Origin of the sequence: Glutamicibacter mishrai (genome assembly GCF_012221945.1) — a bacterium.
GTDB classification, from domain to species: domain Bacteria; phylum Actinomycetota; class Actinomycetes; order Actinomycetales; family Micrococcaceae; genus Glutamicibacter; species Glutamicibacter mishrai.
In genome coordinates, this window is the sequence record NZ_CP032549.1 from 3,274,620 (window position 1) to 3,297,360 (window position 22,741).

Below are 22,741 nucleotides of genomic sequence, written 5' to 3' on the forward strand. Positions count from 1 at the left end.
AGGCTGAAATGAGCCGAATTATTGCCGGCGCCGCTGGCGGCCAGCCACTGAAATCAGTTCCCGGGGATGCGACTCGACCAACCACAGATCGTGTGAAAGAAGCACTTTTTTCGCGACTTGAGAGCTGGGACCTTCTCGCCGGCGCCCGTGTTTTGGACCTCTTTGCCGGTTCAGGAGCACTGGGCATTGAATCCGCGAGTCGGGGAGCCCGTCAAGTCGTCCTCGTTGAAAAAGCCCCCAAAGCCGCAAGCGTTTGCCAGCAGAATGCGGCCCTGGTCAACAAGGTTTTGAAAACTTCAACGGTATCGGTGCAGCGTGGTTCGGTGGACTCAGTCCTGGATAGCTACGTGAACGCTGCTACCGGACTGCCAAACCGCACCTTCGACCTGGTTCTACTGGATCCGCCATATCCGCTGACCGAAGATGAGCTCGCGACAACCTTGCAGAAAATCTCAAAAGTCCTGGCCGAGGACGCGACGGTAATGGTCGAGCGTTCCAGCCGCTCTCCGGAACCTTCGTGGCCCAATGAGTTGGTGAATTTCTCCGACAAGAAGTACGGAGAAACCCACTTATGGTTTGCTGAACCTGTCGAGGTCTAAGCCAGAACGGACTTCCGCGGGATAAGGCCCAGCCGCTTGGCAACGGTCAACCAGTTCCTCGGGGACCTGCTTCTTCGAAGCAGTGAGGATGAGGTTGCCTGGGTACCGGGCTGTAAACATCTCTGGTGTTGAACTGAGCATCACGAAATCGAAAGCCGAACGTGCAGCGGCGACTTGTGACTTGGTGAAGCGCAGCGGGGGATCGTCGCCAATGTTGACGAACAGCAGCCCATCCTCCGTCAGCGACTCCCTGAGCTCGGTGTAATACTCCGGCGTAGTGAGGTGTTCTGGCGCTTCAGGCCCGGAGAAGATGTCGAGTACGATTGCATCGAATTTTTCTCCGGCCAGTTCTTCAGCCAAGACTGATCGTGCATCAGCTACGACTGGAGTGAGATTGCAGCCTGAAGGCAGCGGCAGCTGGGTCAATACAAAGTCAAGAAGTTCTCGTTCAATGTCAACGGCAACATGCTTGCTGCCTGGATAGACAACGCTAGCCCAACGGGCCAACGTCAATGCGCCGGCTCCCAGATGAAGCATCTTGAGCGGTTTTTCAGGAGTGCGCAACACCTGCAGATGATTCGCAATGCGGGCAAGGTACTCGTAGAAGACTTCTTCCGGATGGGCCAGATTCACATGCGACTGAGGGGCGTCGCCAATGGCAAGAATTTTTGAGCCCGGAATCAAGTCATCATCGTAGATGGAGGCGTGCGCCTGGACGAATCCCAACCATCGCTTCGCTGGTTTTCCGTTCATCGATTCAAGACCTCCGGGAGCTGTTGCAGTTTTCCAACCGCATCTCTCAGGACTTCGGGCTTCTTGCAGAAAGCGAAGCGCAGCAACCCCTGGTAGCTGGAAGCATTCTGTGGATGCACAAAGACTGACATCGGGATGGCTGCCACTCCAACCTCCTGTGGCATCATGCGCGCGACCTCGATAGCGTCGTTGTGCTTGAAACCGTTAATGTCGGCAACCAGGAAATACGTTCCTTTGGGGCGTATGACTGGAATGCCAGCATTTTCGAGTCCGTCAGCGAGAATATTTGCTCCCTGCACCAAAGATGATGCGAAGCCTGTGAAGAATGACTCTGGCAGGTTTAGTGCCTTGGCCACTGCTGGCTGGAAAGCCGGTCCTGAAGAGTAGGTCAAGAACTGCTTCACCGTGCGAATCGCGGTGATCAAGTTCTGCGGACCTGTAGCCCAACCTACTTTCCAACCGGTAAATGAAAACGACTTTCCTGCGGACGAGATGGTGATCGTTCGTTCAAATCCGCCAGGCATACTAGCAATAGGCACATGTTTCGTTCCGAATGTCAGATGTTCATAAACTTCGTCCGCAACGATAATGCAGTCATGCTGATGGGCCAGGGCAATGACTTCATTGAGAATAGAAGTCGAGAACACCGTTCCCGTAGGGTTGTGGGGATTATTGATCAGGATGACGCGCGTATTGTGCGTGATTGCCTGTCGCAATTCATTGACACTCGGCTCGAAGTTCGGAGCCTTGAGCTGAACGACTTTATGTTGCGCATTAGTCAACCCGATCATCGCCGCGTATGAATCATAGAAGGGCTCAAAGGTGACTACTTCATCGCCCGGTTCAAGGAAGGCTAGTAGCGCTGATGCGATGGCTTCTGTCGCGCCGGTTGAGACCACTACTTCGTTGTTGGGGTCAATGTCTAGAGAATAGAAGCGCTTCTGATGATCTGAGATCGCTTGACGCAATTCCAAGATTCCTGAACCCGGAGCGTATTGATTTGCCCCTGACAAAATTGCGTCAACAGCGATTTGGCGTATTTCGGCAGGTCCCTCTGTGTCCGGAAAACCCTGGCCCAAGTTGATGGCTTCATGCTTGTTGGCAAGGGCGGTAATCTCTTCAAAGATGGTCACCCCAGGCTGGCCAGAAGCGTCCAACAAATTTGCGCCGTGGGCAGTTCTCTGCCAAGGAGTCATGGAGTTGCTCATAAGTTCATTATGGACGTGCGCTCATAAAATGTTGTCCGTTGAGTCGAGGAATCGTTACGGGACATTCACCGAAGTTCCAACAATTGACGCGAGTTCTTGATAGATTCGGTTCATGCGAAGAGCAGTATGCCCCGGTTCCTTTGACCCGATTCACAACGGTCACGTTGAAATTATCGCGCGTGCAGCCAGCCTTTTTGACGAGGTGATCGTTGCCGTATCCACGAACTACTCGAAGAAGTATCGCTTTAGCGAAGACGAGCGAGTAGCGATGGTGGAAGAAACCGTGGGCGGATTGCGAGGAGTCACTGCAATTCCAATGGGTCAAGGATTGCTGGCGGATTTCTGCAAGGAACACGGCGCTGAAGCGATCGTCAAGGGGCTTCGAAGCACCGTTGACTATGCCTACGAAATCCCGATGGCCACAATGAACCGTCACCTGACGGGTGTCGAGACAGTCTTCCTGCAAGCGGATACCCGTTTTACCCATCTGTCATCTTCACTTCTGAAGGAAGTGCAGTCATTGGGAGGCGACGTGGCGGAATACTTCCCGCGGGCTGTCATGAAGAGGCTGCTTCGCTAATCGCAATTTTCATGAAGTTTGTAATTACACAGGGTAGATATAAGATTAGACCCTTGAAAGATCACTCTCACTTACTTGGACGGTTTTCCTAAAATGAATCAACGTGCCATCACCAAGGCAGTCATTCCTGCAGCAGGACTCGGAACCCGATTCTTGCCAGCGACCAAGGCCATGCCGAAAGAGATGCTGCCGGTTGTCGATAAGCCGGCAATCCAGTACGTCGTCTCCGAAGCCGTCAAGGCTGGCTTCACTGACTTGCTCATGGTTACCGGCCGCAGCAAGCGGGCCCTCGAAGATCACTTCGACCGTGTTCCTTCGCTGGAGTACTCGCTTGAGGCCAAGGGTGATAAGAAGAAGCTGGACGCAATTCACGAGGCCACTCACCTCGGCGACATCCACTACGTCCGCCAGGGCGATCCAAAGGGCTTGGGCCACGCAGTTCTATGCGCAAAGCAGCACGTGGGCGACGAGCCGTTTGCCGTATTGCTTGGTGATGACCTCATCGATGAGCGCGACGAACTGCTGTCCGTGATGGCAGAAGTACAGCAGAAAACCGGTGGCTCGGTGATCGCGTTGATGGAAGTAGAGCCAGAGCAGATCAGTGCCTATGGTTGCGCAGACGTTTCGGCAGTCGAAGGCGAAGAATACGTCAAGGTTAATGGCTTGGTTGAAAAGCCAGCAGTCGATGAAGCACCAAGCAACTTGGCTGTCATCGGCCGCTACTTGCTTCACCCGCGAGTTTTCGAAGTCCTGGAGCACACCGCGCCGGGCCGCGGCAACGAAATCCAGTTGACCGATGCCTTGCAGGTGCTGGCAGCCGCTGAGGGCGAAGGATCGGGTGTGCACGCAGTTGTGTTCCGTGGCCGCCGCTACGACACCGGTGACAAGCTGAGCTACCTGCAGGCCAACATCACCTTGGCGGTTGACCATGAAGACCTCGGTGTCGGTTTGAAGACCTGGCTCAAGGAGTTCGTCGCAGGGTTGGACGACTAATCACTTCTTGCCAGCTTTGACAGCCCATCCAACGGCCGTCGTTTGCTAGCTGAAGCTTGAGATAACTAGGGCCTCGGTGCCCCCGCTATGCGGGGACACCGAGGCCCTAGTCTGTATTCGCCATAATTTAGTGCGAACGGGTGTATTCGAATTTTGCGTTCGACTCCGTGAGGCACCGGACGCTGAACTTTTTTAGCTGGTTGCAGGCAATGACAACTCTTGGAGCAAGCGCTTGGCTATCGCCAGGTGCCCAGCTGTATTCGGGTGGAACAAATCAGATTTACCTTTCCACGTTTGCATCCCGCGGGGGCCGCGGTTCTTTGCATTCGAATAAAGATCTGACAGTGACACGAAGGTACCGCTATTTGCTTCGCACGTTTGTTGGATAACTGTGTCTAGATCTTGTGCGATTTGAGTTTCCGGCCGGTACCAGACACCTAAGCAGACGAAATGTACGGATGGCGAAACGGAGCGGATTCGTTTGAGGTAGTTCTGGTATTCCTTGCGGAAGGTATCAGTGGGAGTGTTGCCGCCAGCATCGTTTGTCCCCAGCTCGATGATGGCCAAATCCAAATCCTTGGGCAGGCTCTTTCTGTGGGCGATGTAATTCAACTTCGCGCCCGATTTGGCGATAGTTGTGATCGATTCAGTCCCGGCGGCTTTGAGATGTCGTGAGGTAATCGCCCGGAAGCTCTCTGGGAGCAGGTGAGCGTCCCGACCGACACTGATCGAATCGCCTGCGAACAACACCCGGTCGAAATTGTTTCCTGTCGCGGGTTCTTCAGGAGCCGCGCTCGGGGGAGTTTCTGCAGCCTGGCTGTTCGATGAGATGATGCCCTGGATTGCAGGAACCAAGGCCACGGCGACCACGACGATCAGTACGAGTGTGATTGTGATCTTTTGTCGCAATGACATTCTGTTGTCCCCATATGCGTTACGCACGTTCTGGCTCTGCAGTAACGTGTCACGGTGTTTATCGATCATTCAAAGTTTATCGGGACAGACTGCTAACTTCGTGGCTGACTGCTTAAGGTTAGACGTGAATCTCATCGCTATTGAATGCAAAATTCAATTCTGGAAAGCGTGTGCGTGCCTGAACATGACAAGTCGCTTCCGCCGCGGAGCGAATCAATAAGCGGGCAGAGGTTGGAATCCGGTACTCTCGCGGTTCAGAACTAGATGTGAATCATGAACGTAGCTTCTATCGCTGGTGCCAGGAACCATCAGAATCTCTGTACGCGCTGGCGTCGCCCTGAACCAAAGTGCGGATTGTGGATGAGTCCGCTGAATCTTTCATGAAGGCAATCCGCGCGACCGCAAAAGTCTCCAAGCTACGGTTCTCATCGGGATATGAGAAACCCAAAACGAGCAATTCATCGTCGGAGGTTTCTGAGCATTCCTTAACAAATGCAAACTAGGAGGAGACCGTCGTGATGCAGGTGGCATCTTCGGCGATTCGGTCGTGGTCCGGCAGGCTGCCTACTTCTCGGACGTTTCGCGCTAGATCTTCATTCACGACAAGTGAATAGACCAGGTTCTCTTGTTCTGTCTCCCCAAACGGTTCACGAACATCCTTGATGTTTTCTTTACCCCCAAGGTGCGTACTCAATCTCGATGTCTACTCGGCAAAGCCGTTCCCTAATGGCTTTGGCGCTCACCGTGTAGCGGTCTACTGAAAATTCGGCCTTTGGTGGGGCTGCTCCTTTAAGGTCATCTGAAAGATGGACCGTTACCGGAGTTTCTATAGTCGAGAACGGTGTCTGTTCGCCGGGGCCTTCAACATGGACTTTGTCGAATTAGTACAACGTTCCCGCTTGCGAATCTCCGGCTCCATGCTCAGTGGTCGTTGTCCCGTCAGCATCTTTCTGGGCTCCACTGCATCCGCTGACTAGCAGTACGCCGGAGATTAGGGCGGACGATATTCTCAGTGATTGACTGTAGAAGGGACAGGCAGATTTCATGGCACTCTTCACTGGAGAGAATGTGGAATTTGGGAGAAACAGTTGTTTCTGAAGATCATATCCAAGTGCTAGAGAAAAAGTGCGAAGACTATTGTGAATTTTCACCGGCCGAGATCATGTGCACGGTTCATGGAGTTGGAATTTCCCAAGCTTCCGCAGTGATTCGTTCCTGTGGTCAATTCGGGAAACGATCTTGCCGTGGAACCGCGTGCGCTTAGCCATGTAGGAGTACGCCCAACTCTTTGCATTCCGGCAATTGTTGCATGTACTCCTGCATGGTTGCGTGTGACTCTTCAGTTGACCGTTCCGCTAGTTCCTCTGGGTGCTCATTTGATGAGCGTCCTCTGATGAAAGAATTGAATTAATTGACTTTTTCAATGATGGAATGAATTCGAATAAACAGAGGGCGATGAAAGCGAGTGGTGTTTCTCACTCTATTTAGAAGTCAATGTACTCAGGATAATCACAAGTACCTTATGTAAGCTTTTCCTTTGCGTGAAGTCTCTCGGCCTGTCCGGTTGCTTCAGTTTTGGTAGCCCGGGTGGAGATGATTTGAAACACGACGAACCTCAAGAAATCGTATTTGCGTCGAGGAGCGCGCGGAACGTAGTAGAGCGGAAGAAGAAGCGAACGCGGAACGTACTCGTTGCGGTGGTCGCAGCCTTGCTAATTTGCGTGCTCGGGGCCGGATACTTTGTGTTTGATCTGCAGCGCCAGTTCAACTCAAAATCCAATTCCTTGGCTCTCGGGTTCTCGGACGCTGACCAAGAGGCGCGGCCTGTCAAGGACCCAGATGACAAGTCGATGAATATCCTGATGCTCGGCGTAGACCATGCCGCTGATGACAGCGACGGGTCAGCTGCACTCAATGGCGCTGTTGAGCAGCGTAGCGACTCCATGATGCTGGTCCATATTCCGGAAGACCGCTCCCAGGTGTACGTCATGTCGATGGTCCGCGACATGTACGTCGACATTCCGGGATACGGCAAGAATAAACTCAACGCCGCAGTATCGTACGGCGGAGTGCCATTGCTGATGCGAACTGTCGAGGGACTCTTCGAAACGAAAATCGACCATGTCGCCATGGTCGATTTTGAAGGATTCAAGGAACTGTCAACTGCACTCGGCGGCGTCACGGTGGACAATGACATTCCGTTCACCGCGCATGACACGGATTATTTTTATCCAGCTGGAAACGTCAATCTCGAAGGGGATCGCGCGCTGCGATTTGTTCGCGAGCGCAAATCCTTCAGCAACGGCGACTACCAGCGCGTGGCTAATCAACGGAAATTCATCGCTGCTGCAGCCAATAAACTTCTTTCCTCGGACACTCTCACTAACCCAGTCAAGCTATATGACATCGTGGATACCGTTTCGCCATACCTGACGTTTGACGAAGACTTCGACGCAGCAACCCTCGTGGGGCTAGGCATGCAGTTGAAGAACGTTGATACGCAAAATATGGCAATGTTTACCATGCCTACAGCCGGCACCTCGGTGAGTGCTGACGGGCAGTCCATCGAGCTCCCGAGCGAATTAGCGGTTGCGCAAATCGGCGAAGCACTGCAAACAGACACGATGGCACAGTATCTGAAAGAGAATCCTCCCGAAACAGAGTAATTCCTGTGATCGGTGTGACAAAAGCGTAGAACCGGCTACTGAATCACATGGATGTCAGATCCTATCTACTAGACTTTGAACATCTGTGCTTACTAACAAAGCGACAGTTAGCATTCGAGAATGAGGACCTTTGAGCATGGCAGTTGCAGAGGAGGCCGACAAGTTCGGCTTGGACCGCGTTGGCGCGCGTCCGTCGTTGGGCGACTATCTACGGCAAACTTGGGAACGTCGCGAGTTCATTTATGAACTAGCGAAGGCGCGAGTCCAGAAGCAGAACCAGCAGAACCGACTCGGCATGATCTGGGTGGTTCTGAAGCCAACTATGAATGCCATCATGTACGGCGTCATTTTTGGCGTTTTGCAGGGTGACAAGAAAGCAGCTGATTTCCCGGTTTTCGTGGTCATTGGCGTGTTCCTTTTCGAGTTCTTCACCAGCTCAATGAATGGCGGAGCCAAGTCGATTACTGGCAACTCTGCCTTGGTTCAATCGTTGTCATTTCCGCGTTTAAGCCTGCCGGTAGCTCAGATCACCCAGAACCTTCTGACCTTGATGCCAATGGTGGGTGTCATGTTTATTTACTCCATGATTCTGGGTACTACACCGAAATGGTCGTGGTTTGGCATCATCCCGTTGATCGCGATTTTCAGTGTGTTCAACATGGGTGTTGCTCTCATCTGTGCCCGCATCACTGTTCACGTTCGAGATTTCACTCAAATCCTTCCTCTGATCTCTCGCATGCTTTTCTACACTTCGGGTGTACTGTTCAGCGTTGATCGCATTCTTAGCCACTGGCCTTGGCTAGTCACTGTCTTCGAATTCCATCCGCTGTATCAGACGTTGCAACTCGCCCGAGCGATGATCATGGACAACGCTGAATACGATCCGATGGCATGGCTCGTTGTGACTGTTTGGTCTGTCGCGATTCTTGTCGTAGGACTTATTTACTTCTGGAAGGCTGAGGAGCGTTACGGCCGTGCCAATTAGTTTTGATGATCTAATCAACCCGGGGCTACACCCCGAGTACGAACCAGCCCCGATCTTCTCTGACGACACTTCTTTCATCGATGTTGTCCAGCCGGAAGATATCAAGACATCAACGTTGACCGTTGACGAATCCCGCACGCCCGTAGTCATGGTGGATAACCTGCATGTCAAATACCAGGTGTTCTCCAGTGGCAAGGCGGTCGGCAATGCCGGTGCCCGCAGGCTCTTGCAGCCAAAGATGCGAGGCGTTCGTACGGTTCATGCGTTGAAGGGTATCTCCTTTGTCGCCTACGAAAACGAATCCATTGGCATCATCGGTTCCAACGGTTCCGGTAAATCGACTCTGTTGCGAGCCATCACCGGTCTGACTCCGCCAGCTGCCGGCTCTGTGTATGCACGTTCACGTCCCAGCCTTCTGGGCGTTGGCGCAGCTCTGATTCCGGACCTCTCGGGAGACAAGAACATCACCTTGGGCGGTTTGGCCCTAGGGTACAACCGCGAGCAAGTCGAACAGATGCGTGAAGAGATCACCAAGTTCGCTGAGCTGGAAGAATTCATTGACCTTCCAATGAAAACCTATTCGTCCGGTATGGCCGCGCGACTTAAATTCGCCATCGCCGCGTCCAAAGAGCACGACATTCTCATTGTGGATGAGGCTTTGGCCGTGGGTGACGCGAAGTTCCGCAAGCGCAGTGAAGCCAAGATCCGCGAAATTCGAGAGAACGCCGGAACCGTGTTCTTGGTGTCGCACTCGATGAACTCGATCAAAGAAACTTGCAATCGTTGCATTTGGATTGAAAAGGGCGTCCAGAAAATGGACGGCGATCCGGATACCGTGATCAAGGCCTACCAGCAGCACAAGAAGTAAGAGACGAATGACTGAATTTCCCGGCGTATCCTACGTCATGCCAGTGCTGAACGAGGCCGACTACCTGGAAGAGGCTGTCAACTCGATCCTCACTCAGGATTATGACGGTGAGAAAGAACTGGTCATTGCCCTCGGCCCGAGTACCGACAACACTGATGTTGTTGCGCGCCGTTTGGCCGACGAAGATGCTCGCATCACGCTTGTCGATAACCCCAAGGGCCGTACCCCGATCGCGCTGAACTTGGCGATCAAAGAGTCGATTCATCCAATCATCATGCGTGTTGATGCGCACAGCGAACTTCCCTCGAATTACACCCGCCGTGGCGTGGAGACCCTGTACCGCGTTGGCGCCCACGACGTCGGCGGGCTCATGGACGCTCGTGGCCGCACGCCAGTGCAGCGAGCTATTGCGGCGGCATATCATTCCAAGTTCGGTTTTGGCGGACCGGCCTACCACTCGGGTGCACCCGAGGGAGAAGCGGAATCCGCATATCTGGGAATCTTCCGCCGCGAGGTCTTCGACGAAGTCGGGTTCTACGACGAGAACATGTGGCGCGCCCAGGACTGGGAACTTTGCCTGAGGATCCGCCAGGCCGGCCACAAGGTCTGGTTCGATCCAGAACTGAAGGTCGGGTACTACCCGCGAGATACTTTCAAGGCCTTGGCCCGGCAGTCCTACGCTTCTGGCACATGGCGCGGTGAGATCGCGCGACGCTTCCCGGAAGGCAAGTCCCTGAGACACGACATTCCGCCGTTGCTTCTCGCGGGCGTAAGCCTCGGCTCTGTTGCCTTGGCCGTGGCTCCATTCACGCGGAATCACGCGCCACGTCCGGTGCAGGCGCTGATCAATGTGGCGGCCTCCGCACCCTTGGTCTACGTTGCCGCCACCGTGGCTGCTGGATTGACTTCGAAGGGCGAGGGAATCAAGGAGAAGCTCCTGACCGCAGGCGCATTCCAATCCATTCACCTGCCGTGGGCCGCTGGCTACCTCAAGGGCAGGATCTTCGGGGCGGCTGGAACCCTGGATAAGGGCCGGGTCAAGTGACTGTAGATCGTCCCAAGAATCCAACGCTGGACCAGCTCAGGGCCGTTTGCCAGCCACCAGAGGTTAAAGCTCGAAAAAATGCGGAACACTGGACCGCGGAACTGTACCTTCGGCATATCTCCATTTATCTGACCGCAATTTTGGTCAGGACCAGGATCACCGCCAACGGGGTTACTGGCCTGATGATCCTAGCCGGTTGGTGCATGTCGCTGGCTCTGCTGATTCCTGGCATTTGGGGACCGATTCTCGCCGTTGTCCTTTCGCAGGTGCAGCTGTACTTCGATTGCTCCGACGGCGAAGTCGCCCGATGGCGTGCTTCGCAATCGCCTCGTGGCATTTTCATCGACATGGTCGGCCACCACACCACTGAAGCGCTGATTCCGATTGCGCTGGGTTACCGGGTATTCAAGGAACTCTCGGTGGACGGGGCGCTGAGTAGCCAGGCATGGCCTACCTTGTTCATGGGCGCCTGCTTGTCGGTGTTGCTGGTGCTGAATCGTTCACAGTCCTTGATGGTCCACGCGGCTCGAGGCATGGCAGGGCTGTCCAAGCTTCCGGACACTGCGGCCGCACGGGCTGTTTCGACGGCAACCTTCATTGGAAAGCTACGTGCGATGGCGCGTTTCCTCCCATTCCACAGGCTGCTCCATGCGGTGGAATTGAGTCTTCTCATTCTGCTGTGCTCCATCATCTCAGCGGTCGCTGGCATGCCAGGTGTGGCTGAAAAGTGGATGATCTGGATTCTGCTGCCAGCGTGCGTACTGGTAAATATCGGACACTTCTTATCGAATATGGTGTCGTCGCGGCTGAAAGCGTGATTTCGCGCTCTCGCACAAAAACAAACGGAAAGGGCTGAGCATGGATAATCGACTCGCTCCAACAATCGGCGTTGTCGTATTGACCATGGGTAACCGTCCGGTGGAACTGCGACGAGCTTTGGATTCCTTACTGGCACAACGAGATGTCAGCATCAACGCTGTAGTCGTTGGCAACGGCTGGGACCCCACAGATATCCCGGCCGGGATCAAGACACATTTCTTGCCAGAAAACCTCGGCATCCCAGCGGGCAGAAACGCTGGCGTTGCCCAGGTCGAGGGTGAGTACCTATGCTTCCTCGATGATGATTCCTGGTTCCTTGATGATGATTTCCTGATCACGGCTGTCCAGCGTTTTAAGAAGTATCCGCGGATGGGTTTGCTCCAGCCTCGGATTACCGACCCTGAACACAGTGATCAGAATCCAACACGTTGGATTCCCCGCTTGAAGAAGCGCACCGCGGAGGAGCCTAGCCGCGTCTTCCACGTAGGCGAGACGTGCCTGGTGACAACCCGTGAGCTTTTCGACTCCACCGGCGGCTGGGCTGGTGGGTTCTGGTACGCCCACGAAGGCATCGAGCTTGCTTGGCGAATCTGGGACACCGGAACGTACGTTTGGTATGCAGGCGATATGCGCATCGGCCATCCCGTGGTTGATCCTCGCAGGCATGAAGAGTTCTATCGATTGAACGCCCGCAACCGTGTGTGGTTGGCTCGCAGGAACTTGCCGGCACCATTCACTTGGATCTATCCAACTACCTGGATGCTGATTGAATGTCTGCGAATGCGCAAAAAACCGAACGCGGTCAACCAATATCTCGCCGGTTGGAAAGCCGGTTGGAAGGGCAGCCCTTGGTACCAGGAGCCACGTTCCAAGCTTCGTTGGATCACTCTGCTGCGAATGACGCTGTCAGGTCGTCCGCCAATTATCTAGGCCGATGAATCTCACATTGGATTGAGCGGTAAAACGTGATGGATTTGGGTGTTGGTTTACTCAACTCGGATGATGACCGCTAGGGTAATTGTTAAGTGAACTAAAGATTAACGCGAACTGACTACTTAGCGCGATAATTGACTGGTATCAGTGAAGCAATGCAGGTTCTGGCTCTTATGCTCCATCAATCGTGATCAGGGTGCGTATGCCGGAACTCGAATCAGCAGGAGGATTTGCAAATGACTAAGACGGTTTTGACCTATGGAACTTTTGATTTGTTCCATATTGGCCACCTCAATATCTTGAAGCGACTGAAGGCGAAGGGCGATCGTCTGATCGTCGGCGTTTCCACCGATGAGTTCAACGCCATCAAGGGCAAGAAACCTGTTGTTCCATTTGAGCAGCGCCGTGAAATCGTTCAGGCCATCGAGTACGTGGACCTGGCTATTCCAGAAGAGAACTGGGAGCAGAAGCGCCTGGACATCAAGAAGTATGATGCCAAGGTCTTCGGCATTGGCGAGGACTGGAAAGGCAAGTTCGATGATCTGGGCGATGAGGTCGAGGTTGTTTACCTGCCACGCACTTCAGGTATCTCGACCACTGAGATGAAGCGTGTTCTGAGTGAATTTGACGAACGTCATGTCCAGTCGCTCAAGAGCACCCTGGACACGTTGAGCCAAATCGTGAAAGAACTGAGCTAAGCAAAGCTCCACTCTCTAAACCAGTCGAAACACGTCATTGAAAGATCTCATGTCTAGCGAATACATCACCAGTTCGGTCAAGGCGAGTGTCAAAGGAGTTTTACGAAAGTTCGGCCAACGTCCGGAAGCAAAACGTCTGACACGAGCAATGGGCTTCGTGAATCGACCAGCGGGCGCCAACGTTGGGGTATCCAATGTTCCGTTGCCAGGTTCTGTTGCAGTGTACTTTGGCGACGGCGCAGACAAGATCTATCAAGTGGCCCAGTGGTTGCCTGTTCTCGAAGAACTGCATGAGAAGGAAGAGGTCCTGCTGGTCTTCCGAACGCTCAGTGCTTTCAAAGCAGCAGGAAATCTCACTGACCTGCCGAAGATATTCGTACGCCGTTTCTCTGATTTGATGGATGTGTACGACGACAATGATCTGAAACTGGTGATCTATGTCAATAATTCGCGGAGCAACTTCCAGTCTTTGGACCATCCGCGATTGGTGCATGTCCACGTAAATCATGGCGAAAGCGACAAGCTTTCGATGGTTTCAAATAAGGCCAAAGCTTACGACAAGGTATTTGTCGCGGGGCCGGCGGCGATCAAGCGCCACGAGACCATGTTGATTGATTTCGACTTGAGCAAGCTGCTTGTCACTGGACGTCCTCAGCTGGACATCGAATTTGAGCTAGAACTCCTGCCTAGCGACAGATTGGATGTCATGTATGCGCCTACTTGGGAAGGCGAAAATGAGGACAACAACTATACGTCGCTCGATAAGTATGGCGTAGCTATCATCGAAGCATTGCTGGCAAACCCTGCATGGCGAATCATCTATAAACCGCATCCGCGTATTGAATCCAGCAACACTCCAGGTGTTGCGGACGCGAACGCCCGCATCAAGGAACTGCTCGAGTCCGCTAACGACGCCGGTGCAGACCATGTGATTTCGGAACAGGGCAATATCTTGGCCATGTTCGAGTCGACGGACGCGTTGATTACCGATGTTTCGAGTGTGGGTCTGGACTACCTGTATCTTCACCCCGGTAATCCTTTGGTCATCTCCGATCGTCGAACCAACCGAGAGATTCTTCATCGCGATGCCCCGATCGCACAGGCATGCCAGGTAGTCGACGAAGACAGTGTTGAAAACGTTGGAAGTCTGCTGGCCGATGCGTTGACTCATGACAACTACAGGGAACAACGCTTGAAGATGCGTCAGTTCTATTTTGGGGATCTTGTCCGGGGCGACTCGACTAAGCAGTTCCAGGATGTAGTTCAGGAACTAATTGCAAATCGGCAGGCGAAGCTGCAAAACTTCCGTGGTTGGCACAGCTGATTTGGCTTTGGGGCTCTGACCTACTTAGAGCTCCATTGCGGGAGTGCATTAATGAGTGCTCACGAATACATGCGCGCCTGATGCATTTTTGGCCCTCAGGATATTTGCAGTTTGCCGTCGGCGGTTCAAAACTGACTTGAATTCCCGGAAGGGGTAATCTTGTTCAGTGGATCACATGGGCTGGTATCTGTCCCAAAGTTTTGCTAGGGCCTGATCTATGTGGTTTGTACGCGAACTCTATGCTGTTTTCCGGAACTGAAGTCTGGAAGAACAGATATCTTCTGAAGGACTTTTTGTGGCAGTTGAAATTCGATCGATGCAAAACTTCGCGCAATCTGCAATGCAGACACTGCGTGATGAACGGTTGAAGCGCAAGAAGTACCGCTATTACGACGGTAATCAAGAGCTGAATCTCGGGATTCAAGAAGACACGTTGCAGATTGAAGCCTGCGTCGCACACGAAATCCAGTTGATTTCCATCCTCCATGGCCGCCATATAGTCACTTCTGTCGCACCCATTTCTTCTCGAGCAGTCACGATGAAAAATGGTGTGGCGCACCGGGTGCAAGCTGAGATTTCTTTGGAATCGCTTCTCGACCAGTGGCATGAATATCGTGAGGCACTTTCCGCAAGCGCCGCAGAAGAATTTATCGAAACTGACACGGACGAAGCTGACGCAGACGGAGCCGAATCAGACGAAGCAGACGATAACGAAGTCACGCTGGAAGATAACGTTTATTCGGGCACAGTTCGAATTGCCCAAACGTTCACCTCCAATTTCTATGAACTGCCTTCGGGTATTGCATGGGTGCAAATAACCGAAGGCGGGCAGCTGTTCCGTCGACGCGAAGTCCGGCAACTAATCGATTCTGGCGAGCTGGTCCTGGAAGGCCCAGTGATCGCTCATCGCATCATGGGGCGATTTGCTTCGACCAATCTGGAGCACAGCTCAGTCTATTCTTCTGACGAACGCAGCGTCGGCGTATACATCAACAAGAAAGCGGAAGCGGCGCTCGCGCTAAACCGCTCGATGAAGTTCAAGTACCGAATTCGCACTGACATTACTCAGGTCAGTGGAGGCAAGCTGTCGTTGGGGGGAGTGCTAGAAACTCAAAGCGACCGTGCGTCATCAGTTACGCTGCAACTCGTGGGACGTAAGTCCGAGTTCCAGGTAGAAGCTCCAGTCAAGCTTGTGCTGAATCAAAAACTGATTGCCAAGCGATTTGGTCGTGCCATCTATACGTGGTCTGCGTCAATTGATTTTGCTACTGTGGACTGGCAAAAAATAGACCGAGGCGACAACTACGATCTTTACCTGTTGGCGACTTCAGAGTCCGCTGGCGAGGCGACCCGATTGAGAGTGACCCGCACTCCGTTTGCTGTGCGCAATACGACGCGCGCGGGTGACGTCACTGTGGGCGATAAGACCCTCGCGATTTCTCCTTATTTCACGTTCAAGGCCAAATCAACTTCTCTGATTTTGGAAGTTTTCGACAAGGAAGCATTCGCGGTGCTCTCCGGCACTCAGCAACATAGTTTCCCGCTGAGCCGGCCTGCAGATTCAAAACCGATATGGATCGTCGGCGAATTGTCCTACAAAGCCCAGGACAACGGGCTTCACCTGTTCAAGTACCTTCGCAAGAACCGCGCGGATATTGATGCCTATTATGTTATCGATGAAAATGCGCCCGATTTGCGTAATTTCGAGACCATGGATCACGTTGTTTTCCATGGCAGCAAAGAGCATTTTGAGCTAGCCATTCGTGCAGAGCGATTCGTTGGCACCCACCATGCCGACTATCTTTACCCTACGAGACATCAGAGTTTCTCTTCGCGTTGTCGAGCAACGCGAGTATTTTTGCAGCATGGTGTCATGGGGACTAAATGGATGGTTCCTAACTACGGCAAGAACTCACCAGGGTTTGCCACCGACCTATTCATGGTTTCGTCCGAGCGGGAAAAGCAGTACATCGTTAATGACTTCCTTTATTCACCGGAGGAAGTCAAAGTTACGGGCCTATCCCGATTTGATTCTTTGCTTGCCCAGGACCTTGCACTCAACGAGAACATGTTGCTCATCATTCCAACATGGCGCGACTGGCTGCAGAACGAAGAAGTCTTCTTAGAATCTGACTACCTTGAACAGTGGAAGAATCTGCTGAACTCTGCCGAACTTGAAGCTCTTGTGAAAGCGCATGGCTTGGAAGTCGTTTTCTGCCTTCATCCGAACATGATGCAGTTCCGTGACCACTTCGCCGGGGCCCCGACACGGTTGATCGTCCAAGGTGAAGTCGACGTTCAAGAACTGATCAAGACTGCTGCCATCATGATCACTGACTACTCGTCAGTGAACTTTGATTTCAGTTTCCTGCACAAGCCGGTGCACTACTACCAGTTTGACCGCGCGCGTTTCCTAGGACGAAACGGTTCGCACCTGAATTTGGATGATGAACTGCCCGGCCGCATTGCCTTCGACAGCGGAACCTTGTTGTCGGATTTGGCGAAGACTTTGCAGCGCGGCAAGACAATGGAAGACGTCTACCGAGCCCGCGCTGACCTGTTCATGACTCATCGAGACCGGGAGAATTCGCGTCGTATTACCGAAGAAATCGAACAGGCTGAACTTCGCCGTAAACCTAATGTCGGTTGGCGCGCTGAATTGCCGGTCAAACTGAAAAACAAGTTCCGCCGCAACAAGCGCTACTTTGATGTCATGCGCAAGCTGTTCAAGTTGTACAAGCTTGCTCCCATGGATGAAGACCTGATCGTTTTTGAGTCAGGCTTGGGGCGCCAGTATGGGGACTCGCCACGTTACATTTACGAGGAGCTGCTGCGCCAAGGGGATACCCGACGCAAGGTGTGGGTCTACTCCGGAAAGCATCGTTTCACGGACCCGCTAACGACGACTGTCAAACGATTGTCACCAGAGTACTTCTGGTACCTGGCCCGGGCAAAGTACTGGGTCAACAACCAGAGCTTCCCGCATTATGTGAAGCGCCGCGCCAAGGGCATTTTCCTTCAAACGTGGCACGGAACTCCTTTGAAGCAGATGGCTCTCGATATTCGGGAGGTTCACGGACGTGATGAAGGTTATCTGGAACGCGTCACACGTGCGACTCGTCAGTGGTCACATCTTATTTCGCCATCCGGGTACACCAGCGAGATCATGCGATCCGCCTATGCATTCTCCGGGGAAGCCGTGGAGCTTGGGTATCCGCGAAATGACATCTTGACGGGCAGTGGTGTTGCTGAGCATGAGCAGCGCGTCAGGGAAGAATTGGCGATCCCGCCTGGTGTCAAAACGGTCTTGTATGCGCCGACCTTCCGAGACGACGCTGCTTCGACTCGCGGCAAATTCAGATTCGACCTGCCGATGGACTTGGAAGAATTTGACCGTCGCTTCGGGCAGGATACTGTCCTGATGCTGCGCATGCATGTCCTGGTATCAAACGCAGTATCTATTCCCGAACATCTGAGCCATCGGATCATGGATGTATCGAGCCATCCGGATATTCAGGAACTTTATCTGGCTTCTGATGTCTTGATCACGGATTATTCGTCTGTGTTCTTCGATTATTCTCTGCTGCGTCGGCCGATTATCTTCTATGCGTACGACCTTGAAAACTATCGAGATAATCTACGTGGATTCTATTTGGATTACGAAAGCGCCCTGCCTGGTCCGATTGTCGAAGAAGAAGGCGACCTTTGGGATACTTTGTCGGCAGCTCTAACTGGTGAAGAGTTGCCGGGAGTGGACCGTGAAGACTTCATCCAGAAATATGCTCCGCATGACGACGGAAACGCCGCGCGGCGGGTCGTAGAGCGATTCTTCAAATAGGAACAACGCTTCGATGTTCCGATGATGTGGTGTCGGACCAATTTGCCGGTCCGGCGCCGCATCTCTTTCTATCAGTGCTCAGCTACGCGGTTCTCGTGGACCAGAGATAGCGTTTCATTGATGAACCGTTTCATGCTGGCGCCCTTGGAGATGTCTCCAAAGTAGTAGCTGACTAGATCGCTTAGCTGCTCGTTGGTTTCATCAAGAGCTTCTCGGGCAATCTTTGCGAAGTCAGCTGCGCTCGATGCCTGCAAGGCTGGCACTTTTTCCAACGCGGGCGAGTCATTCAGTGTTGCTTTTTCTGACTCCGGTTTCGTGACGAATAGCGGTTTTCCGGTTGCCAGGAAGTCGTAGGCAACGGCGGATATGTCGGTAACGCAAATGTCAGCAACCGACCATTGCCATCCCCAATGAGTCGACTCATCGCAGATGTACTGGGCCTCTGCAGATTCGTTGTGGGTACGCAGCTGGTCTCTGATTCGGCCAATGGCTTGGAGATAGGATTTCTTATTTTGTCCCGAGCGCGGATGCGGCCGGAAAATAATGTTAAATCCTCCGTCCCTTATCAGGGCTTCGATTAAACGCTCCCCATGCGATTGCACAGATCCATAGCTCATTGAAGGCCTATCGCCTTCCCACGTCGGAGCGTAGAGGACCGTCGGCAACTTATCATTAACTGCGACAGGCAGCGGATAGTGCACGTCGATCTGTGGTCGGCCAATCAAGCGGCAACGGGCTGAGGCGTCGAAGTTTCGTAAGTGTTGTTCCAACCGGTCTTTTGCTGCTTGGCCGGCCGAGAACACATAGTCGTAGGCCTTGAGCTGGTTTGACCACATGTAGGCTTTTTCGCTCTCACCGTGGCAGATGAATACGTGCTTGGGCGTATTGAAGCGTAAGAATTGGAAGTTCCTAATATTCTGGTTCACATAAAATACAACGCGCAGGTCCTGCGAGTGCACGAATCGCTCAACATCTTCGATGGCGGGAGCATAGTGAATTGGAAAGGGGCACTCATTGCGCAGAAGGATCGCCGTCTCCGGGGTTCGCACCACGATCGCTACCGGAACGAACTCAGATAGGGCTAGCAGAGGGTCGTACCACTGCCTGATTTGATAAGCGTTGATAACTTCATCGGGAAAGTGAACCGCAACCTTGTACCGTCCGGCGCCGATGGGGTAGTTGCGCAGATCCGCGGCATGCTTACGAATGAACCTCAAGTGTCGACGAGTTGCAAGACTTGCTTGCATCTTCTTGACGACCTTGTTCAAGGCTCGTGTTGCTCGCATAGAGAATCCTTCACCACGTAATTTGACGCATAACCAAGCACCAATTGCCGGAACCTTTTTGGCGAATGATGCGTTGGATAGGGGCAGGTGCAAGGACTTCAGCGCTACCAAACGTCGGTGTGTGCCGGGCCCTAGGCAGCTTTCTTTAATGGCAAACGCCTGACTTGCACCTCGCCCACAACCAGCTTCAGTGATTCGGTGAGGAATCGATGCATGCTGGCGCCGGCAGTGACGTCGCCAAAGTAATAGTCTACGACTTCGCGGAAACCAGAATCCTCTTCGGTCAGTGCGTTGCGAAGAAGCGACGGTGCATTCTCCAGATCTTCGGCAGTGAGCGAAGGCACCTTGGCCAAAGCCGGTGAACCGGTGACCAGGGCCTCGGCCGAAACAGGTTTGGTGACAAACATCGGCTTGCCCGTTGCCAAGAAGTCGTATGCAACGGCAGAAATGTCGGTAACGCAAAGGTCTGATTCAGCCCATTGCCATCCCCACTGCTCGCTGTCGTCAAAAAGTAACGTTGCATCAGACGATGCTTGAGCTGCTGCCAGATTGTGGCGGATCTTTTCAACGCTCTGTGCGTAAGACGCAGAAGCTTTCCCGGAGCGCGGATGCGGGCGGAAAATTATATTGAATCCGCCATCCTTGATCAGGGTGTCTATGAGGATTTCTCCGTGGGAGCTGGCTGACCCGTATTTCATCGACGGACGATCGCCTTCCCACGTTGGCGCATAGAGCACCGTAGGCAGGGAAGAGTTCAATGAAGCGGGCGCAGAATATGAAACATCTATCTGTGGCCGCCCGATGAGCCGAGTTCGCGCATCGACGTCGTAGTTGTGCAGGTTCTTGGCTAAGCGATCGCGTGCTGCTTGGCCGGCTGAAAAAACGTAGTCGTAGGCTTTGAGCTGGTTGGACCACATATAGGCTTTTTCGCTCTCGCCGTGGCAGATGAAAACATGGTCCGGCGCGTTGAAACGCATCATCTGGAAATTGTGGATGTTTTGATTGACGTAGAAGACCAGGCGCAAATCCTGCGAATCGACTAGTTTCTCAACATCTTCAATGGTTTCTGCGTAGTGCACGGGCAACGGGCACTCTTCACGCAAGGCCAGCGCAGTGTCAGGGCGGCGAGTAATCACTACGACCGGAACGAATTCTGCCAGTTGCTTCATTGGCTCGTACCACTGACGAATTTGGTATGCGTTGGTCATGTCATCAGCGAAATACAGTGCAACTTTGTAGCGATCATCGCCTGAAGGGACGTGAAAAAGCTCCGTGGCGTTACGCGTGATGAATTGCCGCTGCCTCCTAGCAGCAAGGCGCTGGGCAGCGAAATTTGCTGCCCTGTTCAAGGTATTGAACACCTTCATGTCAGATCCTTTTGCTGCTAGTAACTGGCTGGTATCACAAGCATAAGGTTAAGTCCTAGCGAACCGCTGTTGACATGCCTTGAAATGCCTATGTACTAAGCTAATTTTGAGCTTGTGACCTAAATTCACTCAGATTGGATGCGGTGGCCACGCGGATTTCCTGTAAAAGCCGCACTGGCCCTGAGGTTCCTCGGTCGTAACAGAGAGGGCAGCTGGGATATGCTGTGGTGAGTGCAACACCAACATCTGGGTTCTTTGGCTGGTTTCAGTTTGGGAACTTGGGTGGCGGCAAGCTAAGATGAAATGTCGGACTATGTTTTAGTAGGAGTCATCATTAGCGATAAGCGTTCTGATCGATCGTCACATGGCGCACTCGATCGCAACTCGCCTCTGGTTTTTTCAACCAGGGATCTCGGCCGTTCGCCGGGCTCAATGGAGACTCTTAACGAGCAGGTTCCGGCACCCGCAGATGTGGGAAATGCACTCATCGGTATTCGTGGAGGATCTGAGCTTGAATTAGATCTTCGCCTTGAAGCCGTGCATGAAGGAATTTTGGTATCGGGTACCGCTACAGCGCAAATTGCTGGGGAATGTGGACGATGCCTGGATCCTATCGAGTACGACTACGAGGCTGATATTCAGGAACTCTTCTACTATGAGGAGAGCGAAGAATTCGAAGACGATGATGATGTGGATCAGTATTGGGTAGTCGGTGACTTGATTGACATCGATCCGGTATTGCGGAGCGCAGTGGTTACCGCCCTGCCGTTCCAGCCGGTTTGCAAGGAAGATTGCTTGGGGCTCTGCAATGAATGCGGAATCAACCTCAACGATGAACCCGAGCATCACCATGAGGTACTTGATCCACGTTGGGCGGCGCTAGCGCAGCTGTCCGACAATGTCACTGAAGATAGTGACAAAAACTAAAACGTTAGACTAGAGAGAAGAGAAGTAGTCGTGGCTGTTCCAAAGCGGAAGATGTCCCGTGCGAATACTCGTGCCCGCCGTTCTCAGTGGAAGGCCACCGCGCCGAACCTGGTGAAGACCGTTGAAAACGGTCGCGTAACTTACAGCCTGCCTCACCAGGCTAAGGTTGTCACCGACTCGGCCGGTACCGAACTGTTCCTTGAGTACAAGGGTCGCAAGGTCGCTGACGTCTAAGACATGTCTTCTAAAGAAGAACTAATGAAGCGTCTCGGAATCGATATCGATTCCGAGACGTTTCGTCTTGCATTCACCCACCGCTCGTATTCATACGAGAACGGCGGCATACCAACGAACGAGCGCCTTGAATTCCTAGGCGACTCAATCCTTGGCTTCTGCGTTGCAGAATACCTATACGCAAAATTCCCGGATCTGCCTGAAGGCGACCTTGCCAAACGCCGTGCTGCCATTGTCAGTACCCGTGCATTGGCCATGATCGCTCGCGACCTGGAGGTCGGAGAACACCTTCTCCTTGGGCGCGGCGAGGCCCAGTCCAACGGCGCCAACAAGTCATCTATTCTGGCTGACACCATGGAATCCATCCTCGGGGCAACCTATCTGGTTCAGGGAATGGACGCGGCGCGAGCTTTTGTGCTTCGCTTCGTCACTCCGCTGCTGGAAGATCCTCGCCTGCTCGGCGCCACTACCGACTGGAAGACAGTTATCCAGGAAGTCGTTGCCTCTCGCAAATTAGGCGAACTTCGTTATCAGGTCAGCGGATCCGGCCCTGACCATGCGCGCACTTACGTGGCCGTGCTGCACATTGGCGATGGCGGTTACGGCGAAGGCCATGGACCGTCGAAAAAAGAAGCCGAGCAGGAAGCAGCCCACCAGACGTGGCTGCAGCTTAATCCTGGCGAGCAGATCCCCAAGAGCTAAG

20 protein-coding genes are annotated in these 22,741 nt (G+C 53.2%); 15 read left to right on the plus strand and 5 right to left on the minus strand.

Annotated elements, in window-relative coordinates:
• Positions 1 to 8 precede the first annotated feature (8 nt).
• Positions 9 to 599, plus strand: a complete 591-nt coding sequence (gene rsmD, locus D3791_RS15275; RefSeq protein ID WP_172512703.1) for a 16S rRNA (guanine(966)-N(2))-methyltransferase RsmD — start codon at positions 9 to 11, stop codon at positions 597 to 599.
• Here rsmD and D3791_RS15280 read toward each other — a convergent pair.
• Positions 570 to 1,352: a spermidine synthase gene (locus tag D3791_RS15280; RefSeq protein WP_172512704.1), complete on the minus strand. Its 783-nt coding sequence runs from the start codon at positions 1,350 to 1,352 to the stop codon at positions 570 to 572. The genes rsmD and D3791_RS15280 overlap by 30 nt on opposite strands.
• Positions 1,349 to 2,560, minus strand: a complete 1,212-nt coding sequence (locus D3791_RS15285) for an aminotransferase class I/II-fold pyridoxal phosphate-dependent enzyme (RefSeq protein WP_172512705.1) — start codon at positions 2,558 to 2,560, stop codon at positions 1,349 to 1,351. The genes D3791_RS15280 and D3791_RS15285 overlap by 4 nt, the downstream gene beginning before the upstream one ends.
• A gap of 112 nt (positions 2,561 to 2,672) precedes the next feature.
• Between D3791_RS15285 and coaD the strand changes: the two genes are divergently transcribed.
• Both coaD and galU read left to right on the plus strand, forming a co-directional pair.
• Positions 2,673 to 3,140, plus strand: a complete 468-nt coding sequence (gene coaD / locus D3791_RS15290) for a pantetheine-phosphate adenylyltransferase (protein ID WP_172512706.1) — start codon at positions 2,673 to 2,675, stop codon at positions 3,138 to 3,140.
• A gap of 93 nt (positions 3,141 to 3,233) precedes the next feature.
• Complete coding sequence (galU, locus tag D3791_RS15295) at positions 3,234 to 4,133, plus strand: UTP--glucose-1-phosphate uridylyltransferase GalU (RefSeq protein WP_172512707.1); 900 nt, start codon at positions 3,234 to 3,236, stop codon at positions 4,131 to 4,133.
• Between the two features lie 192 nt (positions 4,134 to 4,325).
• Here galU and D3791_RS15300 read toward each other — a convergent pair whose 3' ends face one another.
• The gene (locus tag D3791_RS15300; RefSeq protein WP_172512708.1) at positions 4,326 to 5,117 is read right to left on the minus strand and encodes an SGNH/GDSL hydrolase family protein; all 792 of its coding nucleotides are present in this window, start codon (positions 5,115 to 5,117) and stop codon (positions 4,326 to 4,328) included.
• A gap of 1,529 nt (positions 5,118 to 6,646) precedes the next feature.
• On the opposite strand from D3791_RS15300, the gene D3791_RS15305 reads away from it, so the two are divergent.
• The 9 genes from D3791_RS15305 (at position 6,647) to D3791_RS15345 (ending at position 18,224) form a co-directional block, all read left to right on the plus strand.
• The gene (locus D3791_RS15305) at positions 6,647 to 7,714 is read left to right on the plus strand and encodes an LCP family protein (protein WP_172512709.1); all 1,068 of its coding nucleotides are present in this window, start codon (positions 6,647 to 6,649) and stop codon (positions 7,712 to 7,714) included.
• A gap of 136 nt (positions 7,715 to 7,850) precedes the next feature.
• A complete protein-coding gene (locus D3791_RS15310; protein WP_022876676.1) occupies positions 7,851 to 8,699 on the plus strand; it encodes an ABC transporter permease in 849 nt (282 codons plus the stop codon).
• Between the two features lie 148 nt (positions 8,700 to 8,847).
• A complete protein-coding gene (locus tag D3791_RS15315; RefSeq protein ID WP_052165317.1) occupies positions 8,848 to 9,567 on the plus strand; it encodes an ABC transporter ATP-binding protein in 720 nt (239 codons plus the stop codon).
• A 7-nt stretch (positions 9,568 to 9,574) separates the two neighbouring features.
• Complete coding sequence (locus tag D3791_RS15320) at positions 9,575 to 10,612, plus strand: glycosyltransferase family 2 protein (RefSeq protein ID WP_172512710.1); 1,038 nt, start codon at positions 9,575 to 9,577, stop codon at positions 10,610 to 10,612.
• The gene (locus D3791_RS15325) at positions 10,609 to 11,430 is read left to right on the plus strand and encodes a CDP-alcohol phosphatidyltransferase family protein (protein ID WP_061952292.1); all 822 of its coding nucleotides are present in this window, start codon (positions 10,609 to 10,611) and stop codon (positions 11,428 to 11,430) included. The genes D3791_RS15320 and D3791_RS15325 overlap by 4 nt, the downstream gene beginning before the upstream one ends.
• A 40-nt stretch (positions 11,431 to 11,470) precedes the next feature.
• The gene (locus D3791_RS15330; RefSeq protein ID WP_172512711.1) at positions 11,471 to 12,361 is read left to right on the plus strand and encodes a glycosyltransferase family 2 protein; all 891 of its coding nucleotides are present in this window, start codon (positions 11,471 to 11,473) and stop codon (positions 12,359 to 12,361) included.
• A 239-nt stretch (positions 12,362 to 12,600) separates the two neighbouring features.
• Positions 12,601 to 13,062 (plus strand): FAD synthase family protein, encoded by a 462-nt coding sequence (locus tag D3791_RS15335; protein WP_022876671.1) that lies wholly within the window; start codon positions 12,601 to 12,603, stop codon positions 13,060 to 13,062.
• A gap of 49 nt (positions 13,063 to 13,111) precedes the next feature.
• A complete protein-coding gene (locus D3791_RS15340) occupies positions 13,112 to 14,386 on the plus strand; it encodes a CDP-glycerol glycerophosphotransferase family protein (RefSeq protein WP_172512712.1) in 1,275 nt (424 codons plus the stop codon).
• A 295-nt stretch (positions 14,387 to 14,681) separates the two neighbouring features.
• Positions 14,682 to 18,224 (plus strand): CDP-glycerol glycerophosphotransferase family protein, encoded by a 3,543-nt coding sequence (locus D3791_RS15345; protein ID WP_172512713.1) that lies wholly within the window; start codon positions 14,682 to 14,684, stop codon positions 18,222 to 18,224.
• 71 nt (positions 18,225 to 18,295) lie between these two features.
• Here the strand turns inward: D3791_RS15345 and D3791_RS15350 are convergent, their stop codons facing one another.
• Together D3791_RS15350 and D3791_RS15355 are read right to left on the minus strand one after the other, a co-directional pair.
• Complete coding sequence (locus tag D3791_RS15350) at positions 18,296 to 19,510, minus strand: CDP-glycerol glycerophosphotransferase family protein (RefSeq protein WP_172512714.1); 1,215 nt, start codon at positions 19,508 to 19,510, stop codon at positions 18,296 to 18,298.
• Between the two features lie 131 nt (positions 19,511 to 19,641).
• Positions 19,642 to 20,877, minus strand: a complete 1,236-nt coding sequence (locus tag D3791_RS15355) for a CDP-glycerol glycerophosphotransferase family protein (RefSeq protein ID WP_172512715.1) — start codon at positions 20,875 to 20,877, stop codon at positions 19,642 to 19,644.
• Between the two features lie 390 nt (positions 20,878 to 21,267).
• Between D3791_RS15355 and D3791_RS15360 the strand changes: the two genes are divergently transcribed.
• Genes D3791_RS15360 through rnc form a run of 3 tightly spaced genes read left to right on the plus strand, consistent with a single transcriptional unit; the run spans position 21,268 to position 22,740 of the window.
• Positions 21,268 to 21,804: a YceD family protein gene (locus tag D3791_RS15360; protein ID WP_028268815.1), complete on the plus strand. Its 537-nt coding sequence runs from the start codon at positions 21,268 to 21,270 to the stop codon at positions 21,802 to 21,804.
• Between the two features lie 30 nt (positions 21,805 to 21,834).
• Positions 21,835 to 22,038, plus strand: a complete 204-nt coding sequence (gene rpmF, locus D3791_RS15365; protein ID WP_013348816.1) for a 50S ribosomal protein L32 — start codon at positions 21,835 to 21,837, stop codon at positions 22,036 to 22,038.
• A gap of 24 nt (positions 22,039 to 22,062) precedes the next feature.
• Positions 22,063 to 22,740 carry a ribonuclease III gene (gene rnc / locus D3791_RS15370; RefSeq protein WP_246242164.1) on the plus strand — a complete coding sequence of 226 codons (678 nt, stop codon included), beginning with the start codon at positions 22,063 to 22,065 and terminating at the stop codon, positions 22,738 to 22,740.
• Position 22,741: the final 1 nt, after the last annotated feature.